Origin of the sequence: Chryseobacterium sp. PvR013, from assembly GCF_017833095.1 — a bacterium.
GTDB lineage: Bacteria > Bacteroidota > Bacteroidia > Flavobacteriales > Weeksellaceae > Chryseobacterium > Chryseobacterium culicis_A.
Genome location: NZ_JAFIBT010000001.1, coordinates 856,096 through 871,749, shown reverse-complemented (window position 1 = coordinate 871,749; position 15,654 = coordinate 856,096). Strand labels below are relative to the sequence as shown.

The window sequence follows — 15,654 nt, the reverse complement described above, 5'->3', positions numbered from 1 at the left end:
TAAAAAATGAACACCAACTTAAAAAATACAGTAAGCCAGGAAAACTGGAATCAGGCTAACAGAAAATTAATGGCCAAAACCATCGCAGAACTGATGCACGAAGAGCTTCTAAAACCTGTGGTAACTTTTGAAGATAAAGACGGATATACAGTTTTTAAACTTGAAACCGGACTTGAAAATATTGCCTACAACTTCCGTGGGCAGGAGAGAATGATGGATTACTGGCATATTGATAAAGACAGCATTACTAAAACCGAAAATGGTGAAGATCTATCTGCTATAGACGTAGCGGCTTTCTTCCTGGAAATGCAGACTGTATTTGACCTGGATCCTTATACCATTGCAAGATATACAGAAGAATTACTGCATACACTGTATTGTGATGCTTTGATTTTATCTAAAGGAGTAATGTCTTCAAAAGATCTTGCTGATGCAGATTATCAAACGGTAGAGCACAATATGACCGGACATCCGTGGGTCATTGTGAACAAAAGCCGATTAGGTTTTTCTCCACGCGATCTGAAAACATTTGCGCCTGAAGCTGATGAAAATTTAAAAGTAATCTGGTTGGCTTCCCATAAAAGCAGATCATCATTCCAATCTTTGGAACATATTGACAGAGAGCAGTTTTATCGTTCTGAAATAGGAGATTTGCTGTATAATGATTTTCAGCAGCAGCTGATCAGTAAAGGAAAAATTGTTGAAGACTATCATTTTATCCCGGTACATCCATGGCAGTGGGAACATAAACTTCAGATTCATTTTGCAGGCGATCTTGCTTCAGGGCTTTTAATCCCAATGGGTGAGGGTAGTGATACTTACAGTCCACAGCAGAGTATCCGTACTTTATTCAATGTAGATCATCCGAAGAAAAGATATTTAAAAACAGCTGTTTCTATTCTGAGTACAGGAAATATCAGAGGACTATCTCCTAAACAGATGAAAATTGCTCCGGCTATTACCGATTGGGTAAAAGGATTAATAAAAGATGATGCATACCTGGAAAATAAAGAAACCATTTTCTTAGGAGAAGAAGCTGCTATCACTTATCTGCATCCACAATATGGAGCTATTGCCAGCGTACCTTATCAATATAATGAATTCCTTGGAGCATTATGGAGAGAAAGTGCCGAAAATTATCTGAAAGAGGATGAGCAAATGGTTACCATGGCTTCTTTACTTTATGTAGACGAAAGTGGGGTTCCATTGGTTCAGGCATTTGCAGAAAAAGCAGGCCTGAGTATTGAAAAGTGGATTGAAAGCTATCTTGATGCTTATCTTACGCCATTACTGCACATCTATTACACGCATTCATTATGTGTCACTCCTCATGGAGAAAACATTATGGTTGTTTTGAAAAACGGAGTTCCACAGAGAATTGTAATTAAAGATTTTGTGGATGATATCGTTTTAACAACCGAAGCCAGAGAAAAGCTTCCTGCACACCTTGCAGATGGCCTGATACAGTCTTCTAACAAAGAAAATATCCCGTTGTTTATTTTGCTGGGAGTTTTCGATGCTTTCTTCAGATATCTTTCAAATGCACTGCATACGTATTCAGACTTTAAAGAAGAAAAATTCTGGGAACTGGTTCACAACTGTGTAGAAAACTATAAAGCTGAGAACACGCATCTTCAGGAACGATACGAAAAGTATGACCTGTATGTTCCTGCATTCAAAAGATTCTATATCAACAGTCTGCGACTGAAAAACAATGGTTACAGTGAAAATAAAGCATTTGCCATTCCGAGAAAAGATGGAGCGTTGCCAAATCCTCTGTACCAGATTGCCAATAAAAATTCAGTAGCAGCAGTATGAGGAAATTCCTGCATATACTAAAAGAAGGAGCGGTTTTTACGTATGGAGCCATAGCCGGGAAAAAAGTTGAATTGACTTCCGGAAGTATCAACCGTTCCATTTTTAGCCTTGCCATTCCCATGGTAATGGAACTTGTCATGGAATCTGTTTTTGTGAGCGTCAATCTATTGATTATTGCAAAATTAGGAGACAAAGTTCTGGGCCTTGTGGGAATTACAGATAACTACATCAACTTTGCTTATGCCATCGCAGTAGGGTTAGGCATTGCTGCAGCTACTCTCACAGCCAGAAGAGCAGGTGAAAAAGATCAGGAAGGAATGGGCAGAACAGCTCAGTATATCATCCTTCTTGCTTTACTTTTTGCGGTGCTTATTGGTGGGGTTTCCAGCTATTTTGCAACAGAAATTGTGGATTTCCTGGGAGTTAATGCCAAGGCAGTAACTGAAGGCGTTTCTTTTTCAAGACTGGTATTTCTGAGTATCGGACTTGTCATTCTGCGACTTTCAATAAATGGACTTTTCAGAGGTGCGGGTGATGCAGATATTGCGATGAAATCACTTTGGATCTGTCATATTTCCAATATCATATTGGCGGTAATCCTTGTTTTCGGAGTAGGATTTATTCCTGCTTTTGGATTAATGGGATTGGCTTATGCTACCGTTTTATCAAGATTGTTAGGAGTCTTATACCAGGCTTTTATATTTCTGTCCGGTAAAACCAGTATCAGCATCAGAGTTCCTTTTCAGCTTGATGTACCATTACTGCAGAAGATTCTGAAAATAGCCTTTGGAGGACTGGTTCAATATATCATCCCCACATCCAGCTGGCTGATTATGGTGAAGATCATATCTACTTTCGGAACAACTGCTCTTGCAGGATATATTATAGCTCAGCGTATTGCTTCAGTAGCTACAATGCCTGCCTGGGGAATAGGAAATGCAGCAGGCGTTCTTACAGGACAGAATCTGGGTGCCGGAGAGCCTGAACGCGCAGAAAAAACAGTATGGAGAGCGGGAACCATCAACATGACCTATCTGGTTATTGTAGCCTTATTCTGGCAGATTGCAGCGGAATATGTGGTGAAATTTTTCACTACAGAACCTGAGGTCGCAAGATATGCAGTTCAGTATATTCATGTGGTATCTATGGCTTATCTGCTGTTAGGATTCACCATGGTAATCAGCCGTGCTTTGAATGCAGCCGGAAACATATTACAGGTAACGTTGTTGTATCTCGTCATGTTTTATGTGATTCAGCTTCCTATGGCTTATCTGTTAGGAGTAAGACTTCATTGGGAACTGAGAGGAATATTTACCGCCATCGTTTCTTCGGAAATTGTATTGGCCGTACTATTCCTGATGATTTTTAGAAATGGAAAATGGAAAACTATAAAAATTTAAAATGAACACTACAGAAGAATTTTATGAAATTATTGCCTCTGCCATTGCAATCAAGAAAGAATTGGTAGATGAAAAACTAACCTATCAGGAAATCCCGGAATGGGATTCTATGTCTCATCTTCTTATCGTAGAAGCGCTTGAACAGTTTTATCAGATCAAATTTGATTTTAACGATATTCTGGAGATGGGAACCGTCGGAAAGATTCGCGAAAAAATGAAAAAATACGAAGTATTCGTAGAAAACTAAGCATATGAAAATTTTAGAAAATGTAATTGCCAATAAGAACTTGGAGTTTACAGATGCTTCCACCGGTACAACAATACCGGTGGGAACACTGTACCGGTCTCTAGGCTTAAACCCCGTAGAAAAAGGGCTCCTCTTTTTGTACAATGACAATCAGCTGCCCAGTATTGAGGTTCTCCTCAATTTTTATGGAACAGCTCATACGATTGCGGTATTGGGACAGAAACTGCATGAGGAATTCAAAGCACGTATTGAGGCAGAATACCGTCCAAAATATATCTTTGATCCGCAAAGAGAAACCATTGAAGGATACAGCCTGAAAGAATTCTCGGACAACATCAGAATCTTTGCAAAGGATGATTATAAGAGTGAAATTACCATTCATTCCGAAATCAAGATCCTTTTGAGTACTTCCGGTACTACGGGTGTTCCGAAGTTGGTGAAATTATCCGATGAAAGCCTTTACCAGAATGCTTTGAGCATCCTTCAGTATATGCCCGTTAAGGAATCCGATGTGGTTCCTTTAAACGTTCCTATCAACTTCGTATACGGATTCTCTATTTTCACTACGAACTGTATACGCGCAGGAAGAATTGTATGTACAGATAAAGACATTATGCAGAAAGCATTCTGGGACGAAATGGAAGAGTACGGCTACAGTACTTTAGGTGGAGTTCCTTTTCTTTATGAGAACCTGAACAGAATAGGATTTTTCAGAAAAGATTCTCCAAGTCTGAGGTATTTTACCCATACCGGAGGCGTGATTAATGCTGAATTGAGAAAAACAATTTTCACGTATTGTCATGAATTTAAAAAAGATTTTTTTGCTCAATATGGTCAGACGGAAGCTGGAGGAAGAATGGCTTATCTTACGACGGAAGGACTCCTTGAAGAAGAAACCTCTATTGGAACTGTTGTAGAGAGAGGAAACTTCAAGATTGATCCTGACACGGATGAACTTCTTTTTTCACATGTCAGTATTTTTGGAGGTTATGCCAACAAACTGGAGGATCTTGCCACTTATGAGCAACCTTCCGTACTACATACCGGAGATACCGCCAGAAAAGGGGAGAACGGAATCTATTATATCACAGGAAGAATAAAGCGTATCATGAAGCTTTTCGGAATACGTCTGAATCTGGATGAGGTAGAATTTATTCTTAAAAATGAAATGCAGGGCAATACCTTCGTATGTCTGAATGCCAATGATAAAAAAATCGTTGTGCTGTATGACAATCCGGACATTGATCCTCAGATCATCACCGAGACCATCAAAAATAAACTGCGTATCAATCCACAATATGTACGTGTCGAACTTATAGAATCATTCCCATTATCACAAAACGGTAAAATAAACTATCCCCTGTTACAAAACTTACAGCATGAAAACATCTAAAACCCTTATATTACTTCTTGGTCTTGCTTTATCTTCAAACTCGCTTTCTGCACAGCAGGGCGACAGAGTTCATGGCAAGATCATGCTGTCTGAAAAGTCGCCGGTAAAAAATGCAATTTTAAGACTTGTCAACACGTCTTATCAGGCAAAAACAAATAATTTAGGAGAATATTACTTTGAAAATGTGCCACCTGGAGAATATACGCTTCAGGTGGTTTTAAATGACATTGAACTGATGAGAGAGCAAATCTACATTCAGAAAGATGTCCACGAAATTCCTGCGATCTACGCCCCGTTACACAATAATGTGATTGAGGGAATCACCGTATACGCAGTGAGCAGAAATAAATTTTTGGATAAAGACAGTACTTCAGTGGGCAAAATGCCTTTAAAAGCTCTTGAAAATCCACAGGCTTATACAAGCATCAACCAACAGATCATGAAAGAGCAGATTACTTATGATATTTCGGAAGTATTGAAAAATGTTCCGGGAATGGTAAAAATGCAGGGAAGTCCGGGAAGAGGTTCAGGAGATGGAAGTTTCTACTACAGCCTTAGAGGTTTTCCAACCAAAGTATCTATGGTAGATGGTGTTCCGGCAACTACCAATGGTGAGATAGATCCTGCCGATCTTGAGCGTCTGGAAGTAATCAAAGGACCTTCCGGAACATTGTACGGAGGTGCTGTAACTTCTTTTGGAGGTTTGATTAATGCGGTCACCAAAAAACCTAAAGATTATTTCGGAGGAGAAGCTTCTTATCTGATGGGAAGCTACAACCTGAACCGTGTAACCGCTGATGTTTATGGTCCCATTACAGAATCACGAAATATGCTGTTTCGTTTAAATGCTGCTTATCAGTACCAAAATGGATTCAGGGATTCCGAATTCAGAAAATCATTTTTTGTAGCTCCTACGATAAGTTATCAGGTGAATGACAGACTTAAGTTCAACCTGGGAGCTCAGATTTACAATTATGAAGGAACAAATACTCCGATTATTTTCCTGACCAGAACAAGGCCTTATGTTGCTCACAACCCTGATGAACTTGGCTTCGATTGGAAAAGGTCATACTCCAACAATGATATGACCCTAAAAGCTCCATCCATCAATGTAAAAGCTGAGGTTAACTACAAAATTTCAGACAAATGGACTTCGCAAACTTTACTTTCAAGAAACTTCAGAAAAACGGAAGGATTATATCAATATCAGTTTATCAGAGGGACAACCAGTGATGCTCTGTTGGAACGTAATGTACAGTGGCAGAACTCGGAAGCTTCTTCTACAAGTGTCCAGCAGAACTTTAACGGAGAATTTAACATCGGTAAAATTAAAAATAAAGTGCTGATTGGGTTAGATTATCTTAATCAGACCATCAACAATAACCATTCCCCGATTGTGGTATATGACTATATCGATGGGACAAATCCTTCAGGGCCAGTGGTAGCACCAGTGACTGGAATATATGGTAACATATCCAAAGATCTGGCGCTGCAAAAAATTCAGGCGGTTACCCAGGCTGCAATCCTGGCGGGTAAATCTCCATTGGTAAGAAATACCACAGCATCCAATCTTTATGGAGCTTATATCTCAAATGTAACCCATATTACCGACCGTTTAACTACCTTGATCAGTTTGCGTATGGACCATTATGAAAGTAAAGGACAACTTAATTTGAATGACAACAAACGCGCTGGAGAATTCAAACAAACAGCATGGTCTCCAAAAGTAGGCGTTGTATACCAAATCCTTAAAGATCAACTATCTGCTTATGGTAACTATATGAATGGTTTCAGCTATACAGCACCTATTACCCAGCAATTGGCAGATTATAGCGGAGATATGAAACCACAGATGGCCAATCAGTGGGAAGTAGGAATCAAAGGAAACCTTTGGAGAAACAAGGTTAACTTTACCGTTTCATATTATGATATCCTTGTTGACAATATCCAGAGAGGAACCGGAGTGATCCGAGACGGAAAAGAATACAATATTGTGATTCAGGATGGACAACAGAGAAGTAAAGGAATTGAAATAGAAACCATTATGAATCCTGTTCAGGGATTAAATATTATGGCCGGATATGCCTACAACCACAGCAGATATGAAAAAGCAGATCCCGCTGTAGATGGCCGTCGTCCGGAATCTGCAGGTCCTGCGAATGTATTCAATTCATGGATCAGTTATATTCTTCCTATCAGAGGACTTCAGGGACTTGGAGTTGGCTTTGGGGTAAACCGTGTAGGAAAACAGCTTACCGGAAACAAAGTACTTACCGGACAGTTTGCATTCCCAGCTTATACGTTGGTGAATGCTTCCATTTCCCTTGAAAAAGAAAGATACAGATTAGGATTTAAAATGAATAATCTGGGCAATGTGCAATATTTTGCAGGGCAGGGAGTGGTAGTAGCTCAGATGCCTCGTAACTTTGTTGCTGAGGTTAGCTTTAAATTTTAAGAATGAAGTTAAAGTTTAGAAAAATTGCATATCAGTTACATCTATGGCTCGGACTAACGTCCGGGCTTATAGTTGTTATCATGGCCGCTACAGGATGCATCCTGGCTTTTGAAGAAGAATTAAAACATATTGTTCATCCTAACAGATATTTCGTTGAAAATATCGGAAGAAAAAAACTTTCATTATCAGAACTTACGGAAAAAGCAGAAAAAGCACTTCCTGAAGGTTTGAAAGTCAAAAGAGTGGTAATGTCTTCCGATCCCTCACGAACCTATGTCTTCCGCACGCTCAAAATGGATGAGGAAGCATGGACGTATTGGGGAACTTATCTTTATTATTACCGGATTTATGTAGATCCTTACACGGGAAAAGTACAGGAAGTAGAAGATGCCAAAAAAGATTTCTTTGAAATTGTACTGGATCTTCACAGAAGACTTCTGCTGGGAGAAAAAATTGGAAAAACAATTACCGGTTATTCCACATTGATTTTTGCTGTAATCCTTTTATCGGGACTTGTGATATGGTATCCCCGAAAAATGAGTAAAGCCATGTTGAAAGGAATGTTTTTCATTAAAACATCTGCTAATTGGAAAAGGATTAACTATGACGCTCATAATGTGCTGGGGTTTTATGCTGTGATTCCTTTACTCTTAATCTCTTATTCCGCATTGATATGGAGCTTTGAAGATGTAGACAAATGGGTAAAGAATACACTGAACGGAAACATTACAGAAAAGAAAGCCAAAAGTACCATTCCTTCCGGAGAATCTTCAAACCGTGAAAATATTCTCAATCTCATCGGAAATACCATGGAAAAAGGATTGAAAGATAAGAAATCAGCGCTTGTCAATTTTCCAAGATCGGAAGAAGGAACATATTATGCTGAACTGACCTATGACGGAAGGCAATATAGAAATGAACATTTTAATTTGGATCAGTATTCAGGAGATATTGTAAAATCTCAATCTTATAAAAACAAAAATATCGGATATGGAACCGCATTAAGAGAAAGAAATTATGATCTTCACACCGGAAGTATCCTTGGGCTGACCACCAGAATTATTTATTTTCTGGCCGCTGTTATCGCACTATCACTCCCGATTACAGGTTTTGTCATCTATTTGAATAAGAAAAAGAAGAAACCAAAACATAAGAAAAACAAAGTAATTTTCCCTTCTCAACATTAATAAAAGCCTCTGTAAAGGGACTTTTGCTTTTTTTTAAACCACAAAAGTCACAAAAGATTTTATTTTGAACATTTAACCGTTAATAAGTTTAAAATGATACCGCACAATAAGTTTACATAAGAAGAAAATCAAAGATTTTCAAAACTTAGGTGTACTTTATTATGCATGAAATTTAACTTTAAAAAACTTAAGTGGTTAAAACTTTTGTGTCTTTTGTGATTAAAATAAATCTAAAAGTTAGATAACTTCTTATTTTTAAATATCCAGTATCAATTTTATCGCAGATAAAATCCTTGCGCCTTAAAAACAAGTTATTTTTGATTTCATTTGCGCCTTTGCGTTCAAAACTAAAATATTCTTTTGATAAAGTATTTTTTTTGAAATCGCAAAGGCGCAAAGTTTTTTAATCTTATAACTTTTTAAGGCGTAAGAAAATCAAAGATTTTCAGCAAGTGATACCTCATAATTTTCCTGCAGATCCATAAAACGGTACAATTATCTATTCTAATCACCCAATCAGTCCCTTCACATTTTTTGAAAAAACCTCAATTCCTTTGTTCATTTCTTCAAAATTAAGATCCCCAAATCCCAGTCGCATGGCGGTAAGCCCTTTGTTCTGATACAAAAGCGTTTTGGGAATGAAAAGGTTATCCTTAGCACAGTTCCGGCTTAGCTGCATCAGGTTCAAATGGATATTCCATTCCAGCCAAATCGCAAGACCTCCGGAAGGCTTTTGGAAGGAGATCAAATTACCCAGATTTTCTTCCAGTAACAAAGTAAAATGATCACGTCTTTCCTGATATACTTTTAAAGACTTCTTCAGATAACGGTTGATTTCTCCCTCTGCAATCATTTCTCCAAGTGCCCTTTCCATCAGGATATCACCCTGTCTGTCGATAATTCCCAGATATTTACGCATTTCGGTCATCAGATTTTCCGGAGCTACAATAAATCCAGTCCTGAATCCCGGAGCTAAAGACTTTCCGAATGAACCAATATAAATTACCATTCCGTTGGTATCGGCGCTGGCTAACGGAAGAATAGGGCTTTTATCATAATGAAATTCATAATCATAATCGTCTTCCAGAATAATAAATCCGTATTCATTCGCTAGCTCTAATAACTCAAATCTTCTCTGAGCACTCAAAGCAACGGTAGTAGGATAGTGGTGATGGGGTGTCAGGTAAAGCATCCGTATTTTCTGCTTTTTACAGGCTTCTCTTACACTTTCTACAATAATTCCTTCCTCATCAATGGGAATAGAGACAATATCAACACCCGCTTTCATAAAGATCATATTGACAGAAAAATAGCTTAAGGCTCCTACTAACACAGTATCACCAGCCGAAAGAAGAATTTCGGAAACAATATAAATACTCATTTCCGTACTTCGGGTTATGAGTAGGTTGTTCTTAGAAATAGGAAGTCCACGGGAGAGATTCAGATATTGAGATAAATGTTCTTTAAAAAACTCACTTCCGTCATGATTATAATGTCCCAAAGTCTTCTGGTTGGATTTACGCTTCAAAATAGAGCTGTAAAACCGGGAATGTTGTCCGATTTGCGTCAAACGGATATCCGGCACTCCATCATTAAAGACATATTCACAATCCGAATGTTCAAAAGGATTATCTAAAATATTGGATGTTTTAAATGAAAAACCGGTTGATATTGGGTAGTTTTGAAGGTTATTTTGCTCAAAATCGTTCACTTTTACAGGTTTCTCCTGATCCTTTCCAATCACAAAGGTTCCTTTATTCGGAAAACTCTCTGTCCAGCCCTGAGCCGATAATTCATCGTACACAGCAACAGCAGTATTTCTATGGATTTCCAGCATTTCACTGAACGTTCTTGTTCCGGGAAGCTTTGTTCCAAAAGGAAGAAAACCTCTTTGGATCGCATTGACTAATTGATTCGCAATCTGCAAATAGATAGAAGTCTCTGATTTTCTATCAATCTTTATAAAACTTTCATAAGGAATCTTAACCGGACTATCCATAACATCAAAACTGGCACAATACAACCATCCGGCAATATACTACTTTTGACATCAAAATAAAAATCTATGGAATTTCATCATCTGTTAAAAAAAATTGTACAGGAAGGAAGTACCCACGCCAAATGGCTGAATACACTTTCTTTTATGGAAAATGCCGGTGCAAGAAAAATATCAAAATGTGAACATCCTACATTGGTTTCTCAGATCCAGCTGAAACATGCTGCCGAAGAGCACCGCCATGCTTATTATCTAAAAAAACAGATCGGGAAAATAGATCCTGAGTTATGCAAAACCTACGAAAGTATGGAACTTCTGGCTCCGATAGCAACAAGCCAATATCTTCACTCATTGGATATTAAAGCCTGCCGTTATCTTCAGAAAGCTTTCAATCTTAATAAAACAGATATTAAATATGCCGCATACCTTTTTGTAACCTATGCTATTGAGGTTCGTGCTGATGAACTTTATCCTGTTTACCAGCAGGTTCTTACCGAAGCTTCTTCCAGAATTATGGTAAAATCTATTATTCTTGAGGAAGAAGGCCATCTTGAAGAAATGATCAACCAGCTTAATGAATTTTCACCAGATTGGAAAGAGCATGCGGACCATGTTTTAACAATAGAAAAAGCCCTGCACGAAGAATGGATTAATGCTGTTACAGAAGAAGTAGCTCAGTTGAATTATGCTTAGTAATAGCACTCATTTTCAGGAATCTCTTAACAAAAGAAAAGAGGAAGGAACATTAAGACGTTTGCGGCTTCAATCTGATGGAATTGATTTTTATTCTAATGATTACTTGGGGTTGGCAAAAAGTGAAGAACTTCAACATGTACTACTGCAAAAGATTACAGACAACCCTCAATTGCTTTCAGGAAGTACAGGCTCAAGGCTTATTAGTGGAAACAGTGATATTGCGGTCTCTGTAGAAAATGATATTGCTCAGAAACATCAGTTTGAATCTGCATTACTTTTTCCATCCGGATACAATGCAAATCTGGCCTTATTTTCTACGCTTCCCAGCCGTCATGATATAATAATTGTAGACGAACAGATTCATCGGTCGGTACATGATGCCTGCAGATTATCAAATGCAAAAAAGCTGAAATTCAAGCACAATGATATTGAAGATCTTGAAAATGTTTTAAAGAAACAAAATAGACACTGTTATATCGCAATAGAAAGTTTGTACTCTATGGAAGGAGATTTTGCTCCTATTCAGAAAATTGCTGAGCTTGCTGATCAGTATAATGCGTCTCTGATTGTTGATGAAGCCCATTCTTTTGGTATTTTCGGATATGGATTGGTTGAAAAATATCAATTACAGAACCAGGTTTCTGCAGCAGTTGTAACCTATGGAAAAGCTCTCGGAGCCCATGGAGCAGCAATCCTATGCAATGAAACAGTGAAATCTTACCTGATCAATTTTGCAAGCCCATTTATTTACACTACTTCCGCACAGGATTTCCAGTGGATGAGTATAAAAATCGGGTATGAATTTTTAGATCAGCATCAGGATCTCGCAAAAAAACTTCAGCACAATATCAGAGTTTTCCGAAGCAGAAATTCAGACTCTCCATCAGCGGAAACAAGCCCCATTCAGGCCATTGTAATTCCGGATAATCAAAAACTGAAACAATTACAGGACACTTTATCTGAGGAAGGATTTTTAACCTACGCAATCTACAGTCCCACCGTAAAAGAAGGAAGTGAACGACTGCGGATTTGCCTTCACAGCTTTAATACAGAAGAGGAAATTGTAAAACTGACAGAAATTATTAGAGAATTTATTTAAAACAAAAAATAAGCTTTCAAACCTCGCAACACGAATCTCGAATCCCGAAAACATGAAATTATTTATAACAGGAATAGGAACCGAAATCGGAAAAACAGTCTGCTCGGCTGTTTTGGTTCAGCATTTTAAAACAGAATACTGGAAACCCATACAGTCAGGCGATCTGGATTACACAGACAGCCATAAAATTGAAGCCTGGACAGATCATACAATATGCTACCCGGAAACCTATCGTTTACAGCGGGCTGCATCACCACATCAGTCCGCAAGAGAAGAAAATATCACCATAAACCTGAATGATTTTCAACTCCCAAAAACCGGAAATCCATTGATTGTAGAAGGAGCAGGAGGCCTTATGGTACCCTTATCTGACTCTACATTCATGATCGATCTGATAGAAGAATTAAACCTTCCGGCTGCATTGGTAGTAAGAAATTATTTGGGATGTATTAATCACAGTTTATTATCAATCATCGCATTACAACAGAGAGAGATCCCATTGGAATATTTAATTCTTAACGGAGATTTCCCGGAAGATACGGAAAGAGTGATCTGCAGTTTTATCGAAAAAGAAACAAAAATTATCAAGATTCCAGAAGTCAAAAGTACTGATAAGGAATCTATACAACATGCTGCAAAGCAATTAACAATAACAAAAATAGGATAATGGATACAAAAACAACATTGAGAAACACCTGGACTAAAGAAGAGATTGAGGAAATTTATCACCTTCCTCTGATGGAACTGATCTACAAGGCAGCCACCGTACACCGCGAATGGCATGACCCTTCTGAAGTACAGATCTCTACTTTATTATCCATCAAAACCGGCGGATGTCCTGAAGACTGTTCATACTGCGGACAGGCGGCCCGTTATCACACGAATATCAAAGTACAGGCTTTATTGCCTACGGAAACAGTAATTGCCCATGCTCAGAAAGCAAAAGATTCCGGATCTTCAAGATTCTGTATGGCAGCAGCATGGCGTGAAGTTCGTAATAACCGTGATTTTGACAGAGTTATTGACATGGTAAAAGGAGTGAATGAACTTGGATTAGAAGTTTGCTGCACTTTGGGAATGCTTACCGAAGAACAGGCTATCAGACTTCAGGAAGCAGGATTATATGCCTACAATCATAATCTTGATACCTCTGAGCAATATTATGAAGAGATCATTTCTACCAGAACATTTGACAACAGGATCAATACCATCAACAATGTAAGAAATGCAGGAATCACCGTGTGCTCCGGAGGAATTATCGGACTGGGTGAAACGCACAGAGACAGAATTTCAATGCTTCTCACGTTGGCAACAATGCCAAAACACCCGGAATCTGTTCCAATCAATGCTTTAGCAAGAGTAGCAGGAACTCCATTAGAAGATAATGAAAAAGTACATACCTGGGAAATGGTAAGAATGATCGCTACAGCAAGAATTGTAATGCCTTCTTCTATGGTGAGATTAAGTGCCGGCCGTATAGAAATGTCAGAAACAGAACAGGCATGGTGTTTTATGGCAGGTGCCAATTCCATTTTTACAGGAGAAAGAGAAACATTATTGGTAACCCCTAATCCTGGAGTTTCTGAAGATATGCAGATGCTTCAGACATTGGGACTGAAACCTATGATGAAAAAAGAAACATGCTGCTAGGTAATTATAAATTATGAATGATAAATTATGAGTGATGAGCTGGATTATGAGTATTATAGAGTTTATTGCAAAATTGGTTTTTGAATTTTTATAACCTGTGTTAATCTGATATAGGTTGGAAAACGCAAAGACGCAAATATTTTTAAGGTAAATAATGTTCTAAGGCGCAAGGATTTTATCTCCGATAAAATTGATTATGTACAAATGATATGCGTCAACGACTTAATAAACGTTGAACTTGCTGAAAATCTTTGATTTTCTTGCTTCTTAAAATAATCACTCTCTATGATAAATTTTGCGCCTTTGCGATCAAATCCAACTAAACTATTGTTAAATCCATCTCCATCACTCATTATCTTTTTTACATCAATATATGAATACAATAAAAAAAGAAATCAGCCTGCAGCAAAAAGATAAAGCCGTCAACTGGCATCCGTATACGCAGATGAAAACAGCTGATGATGCCATTCCCATTGTAAAAGGAAAAGGAATTTACCTTTATGATAACGAAGGAAAAAAATATCTGGATGTTGTTTCATCATGGTGGGTGACGCTGCACGGGCATTCTCATCCTTATATCGCACAGCGTGTTTTTGAACAGTTAAACACCCTTGAGCAAGTTATTTTTGCAGGATTTACCCATGAACCTGCCATACAACTTTCAGAAAATCTACTGAAAATTCTTCCGGCTGGCCAGGCGAAGGTTTTTTACTCTGATAATGGCTCTACTGCAGTGGAAGTGGCTTTAAAAATGTGTATTCAATATGCATACAATAAGGAAAAAAAGAAAACGAAGATTTTAGCTTTTAAAAATGCTTATCACGGAGATACCTTCGGTGCCATGTCTGTAAGTGAAAAAAGTTTCTGGACAAGGCCTTTTGAAAGCATGCTGTTTGAAGTTGTTTTTATCGATACACCCAATACAGAAAATCTGGAAAGCCTTCAGAAACAGATTAAAGAACTGGCTGATGAAGTGGCTTGCTTTATCTACGAACCATTAGTGCAGGGAGCGGCCGGAATGCTGATGTATAAAGCTGAGGACCTTAGCCAGCTGATGAAATGCTGCAGGGAAGAAGGTGTTCTTATGATTCAGGATGAAGTTTTTACAGGATTTGGTAGAACGGGTAAGCTTTTCGCAGCAGATTATCTTACACAGAAACCGGATATCATGTGTTTTTCAAAAGGGCTTACAGGAGGAACAATGCCAATGGGAATTACCACCTGTTCCAATGAAATCTATGATGCTTTCCTTTCTGATGATCGTTATAAAACCTTATTTCACGGGCACTCGTTTACAGCCAATCCTTTAGCCTGTACAGCGGCTTTGGCCAGTATGGAACTCTTGTTGACAAATGAAACTCAAATGAATATCAACCGCATCACTTATCAGCATTCAGAGTTTGTGAAAGCACTTGCTTTGCATCCTCATGTAGAAAAGGTTCGACAGATTGGAACTATTTTAGCTTTCGATTTCAAAACCGGGAATGGTACTTCTTATTTCAATGAAATAGGGAAGAAGCTTTACAATGAATTCTTACAGAGAGGGATTATCATGAGGCCGTTGGGAAATGTAATATATCTGGTTCCGCCATATTGCATTACATCCGAAGAATTGGATTTTGTATATCAGAATATTATGGAAGTTCTGGATCAGTTTAAAGATTAAATTGATCCTGCTCCGGTAATAATTATTTTTAATTTTTTTAAATGTAC

At 38.1% G+C, this 15,654-nt stretch carries 12 protein-coding genes; 11 read left to right on the top strand and 1 reads right to left on the bottom strand.

Annotated elements, in window-relative coordinates:
- Nucleotides 1-6: 6 nt before the first annotated feature.
- The 6 genes from JOE44_RS04000 to JOE44_RS03975 are packed head-to-tail and all read left to right on the top strand — an operon-like array spanning nucleotide 7 to nucleotide 8,500.
- Nucleotides 7-1,818 (top strand): IucA/IucC family siderophore biosynthesis protein, encoded by a 1,812-nt coding sequence (locus JOE44_RS04000; RefSeq protein WP_209784438.1) that lies wholly within the window; start codon nucleotides 7-9, stop codon nucleotides 1,816-1,818.
- Nucleotides 1,815-3,218 carry an MATE family efflux transporter gene (locus tag JOE44_RS03995; protein WP_209784437.1) on the top strand — a complete coding sequence of 468 codons (1,404 nt, stop codon included), beginning with the start codon at nucleotides 1,815-1,817 and terminating at the stop codon, nucleotides 3,216-3,218. The genes JOE44_RS04000 and JOE44_RS03995 overlap by 4 nt, the downstream gene beginning before the upstream one ends.
- Nucleotide 3,219: 1 nt before the next feature.
- Nucleotides 3,220-3,465 carry an acyl carrier protein gene (locus JOE44_RS03990; RefSeq protein WP_047374822.1) on the top strand — a complete coding sequence of 82 codons (246 nt, stop codon included), beginning with the start codon at nucleotides 3,220-3,222 and terminating at the stop codon, nucleotides 3,463-3,465.
- Between the two features lie 4 nt (nucleotides 3,466-3,469).
- On the top strand, nucleotides 3,470-4,858 hold the full coding sequence (locus tag JOE44_RS03985) for an AMP-binding protein (RefSeq protein ID WP_209784436.1): 1,389 nt from the start codon (nucleotides 3,470-3,472) through the stop codon (nucleotides 4,856-4,858).
- Nucleotides 4,845-7,313, top strand: coding sequence for a TonB-dependent receptor (locus tag JOE44_RS03980; protein WP_209784435.1), 2,469 nt, complete (start codon nucleotides 4,845-4,847; stop codon nucleotides 7,311-7,313). Before JOE44_RS03985 ends, JOE44_RS03980 begins: the two co-directional genes overlap by 14 nt.
- A gap of 2 nt (nucleotides 7,314-7,315) precedes the next feature.
- Nucleotides 7,316-8,500, top strand: coding sequence for a PepSY-associated TM helix domain-containing protein (locus JOE44_RS03975; RefSeq protein ID WP_209784434.1), 1,185 nt, complete (start codon nucleotides 7,316-7,318; stop codon nucleotides 8,498-8,500).
- Nucleotides 8,501-9,008: 508 nt separating this feature from the next.
- On the opposite strand, the gene JOE44_RS03970 is transcribed toward JOE44_RS03975, so the two are convergent.
- Nucleotides 9,009-10,499 carry a PLP-dependent aminotransferase family protein gene (locus JOE44_RS03970; protein WP_209784433.1) on the bottom strand — a complete coding sequence of 497 codons (1,491 nt, stop codon included), beginning with the start codon at nucleotides 10,497-10,499 and terminating at the stop codon, nucleotides 9,009-9,011.
- Between the two features lie 66 nt (nucleotides 10,500-10,565).
- Between JOE44_RS03970 and JOE44_RS03965 the strand changes: the two genes are divergently transcribed.
- The 5 genes from JOE44_RS03965 to bioA all read left to right on the top strand — a co-directional run bounded on the left by JOE44_RS03965 (nucleotide 10,566) and on the right by bioA (nucleotide 15,607).
- Nucleotides 10,566-11,189: a hypothetical protein gene (locus JOE44_RS03965; protein WP_209784432.1), complete on the top strand. Its 624-nt coding sequence runs from the start codon at nucleotides 10,566-10,568 to the stop codon at nucleotides 11,187-11,189.
- Nucleotides 11,182-12,291, top strand: coding sequence for an aminotransferase class I/II-fold pyridoxal phosphate-dependent enzyme (locus tag JOE44_RS03960; protein ID WP_209784431.1), 1,110 nt, complete (start codon nucleotides 11,182-11,184; stop codon nucleotides 12,289-12,291). The genes JOE44_RS03965 and JOE44_RS03960 overlap by 8 nt, the downstream gene beginning before the upstream one ends.
- A gap of 52 nt (nucleotides 12,292-12,343) precedes the next feature.
- Nucleotides 12,344-12,958, top strand: coding sequence for a dethiobiotin synthase (bioD, locus tag JOE44_RS03955; RefSeq protein WP_209784430.1), 615 nt, complete (start codon nucleotides 12,344-12,346; stop codon nucleotides 12,956-12,958).
- The gene (gene bioB, locus JOE44_RS03950; protein ID WP_209784429.1) at nucleotides 12,958-13,941 is read left to right on the top strand and encodes a biotin synthase BioB; all 984 of its coding nucleotides are present in this window, start codon (nucleotides 12,958-12,960) and stop codon (nucleotides 13,939-13,941) included. Before bioD ends, bioB begins: the two co-directional genes overlap by 1 nt.
- A gap of 373 nt (nucleotides 13,942-14,314) precedes the next feature.
- On the top strand, nucleotides 14,315-15,607 hold the full coding sequence (gene bioA, locus JOE44_RS03945) for an adenosylmethionine--8-amino-7-oxononanoate transaminase (protein ID WP_209784428.1): 1,293 nt from the start codon (nucleotides 14,315-14,317) through the stop codon (nucleotides 15,605-15,607).
- The last annotated feature ends 47 nt before the right edge of the window (nucleotides 15,608-15,654 follow it).